Raw genomic sequence first — 1102 nt, 5'->3', positions numbered from 1 at the left:
CATCGACGAGCTGCACAATATGGGGTTTAAGCCCCGCCTGATAGAACCCGCTTGATGGTGACATCGTGGCTGTGCGGCCGCTCGCGGCGTGCCGGTACGATAAGCGGCAGCGTGTCGATATTCTCGATGGTCACGCTGCGGCGCGTCGCTAACGGATGGCGCTCGGCGATGGCGAGCACCACATTTTCGTAGAGCAGAAAGCGGGTGGTGAGTTGCGGATCGCTCTCTTTCAGCGGGCGGATAAACGCCATATCCAGTTGGCCGGATTTCAACTTGGGCAGCAGTTGCGCGGTTTTGTTTTCATCAATAATGCGCACATCTACGTCGGGACAGGCGTGACGAAATGCGGGTAGCAGATGAGGCACCAGCGCAATTGCTGCGCTGTCGATGGCTCCAATGCGCAGCGTGCGTGCCTGAAGGCGTCCCTGACAGCGAAAGTGGACTTCCAGCGCATCCACTTCAGCCACGATTTTCTTCCCTTCTTCCAACAGTTTGTGGCCGTGTGTCGTAAGCGCCACGCTGCGCGTGGAACGCACGAACAGACGCACGTTGAGGCTCTCTTCCAACAGGCGAATATGGCGTCCGAGGGCGGAGGGCAACATATCGAGCTGCTGGGCTGCGTGGCCGAAATGTAGTGCGTCTGCCACCGCGATAAAGCAGCGCAACTGGCGGAGTTCCATGGGCGACCCTCAGTAGTAGGTAGAGCGAGCGCGTAGATAATAGCGCCGTTTTCAGCCTGAACAAGCGGTGAAAAAATGCTCACGTTGTTGGCGGTGATCCCTATCACAGAACCGTAAGACGTAAAATGGGTGTTATTGTTAATAAAATATATATTAAATGTTTTTTTTATCGATTTTCCACATTAAAAATAGGTGAATATTGATCGCCATCATCGAATTCAGCGCCACCCTGATGACGCCGCTGGATTATGCAAATTTTTTATATAATCCCAAGTGAATGATCCCGCCAATGTTCTGACCCGTCATTCCGCACCTACTTTAAGAATAAATTCGACGGTATCGCTCGCCGAGAACATCAACGATGGTCTTGTGAACAGAATTGAGGTTGGATACTTGTGGTGGTCTGTCACCAATACTGAACT

At 52.5% G+C, this 1102-nt stretch carries 1 protein-coding gene; it reads right to left on the bottom strand.

Annotation, left to right across the window (positions count from 1 at the left end; genetic code table 11):
* Positions 1-26 precede the first annotated feature (26 nt).
* Entirely contained in the window at positions 27-680 is a 654-nt protein-coding gene (locus ACTBDZ_RS18025; RefSeq protein WP_438816296.1) for a LysR family transcriptional regulator, read from the bottom strand.
* Positions 681-1102 lie beyond the last annotated feature (422 nt).

Source organism: Symbiopectobacterium sp. (genome assembly GCF_051710365.1).
Taxonomy (GTDB): Bacteria; Pseudomonadota; Gammaproteobacteria; order Enterobacterales; family Enterobacteriaceae; genus Symbiopectobacterium.
Note: the sequence above shows the minus strand (reverse complement) of the source record. Positions and strands in the feature narration are given on the sequence as shown.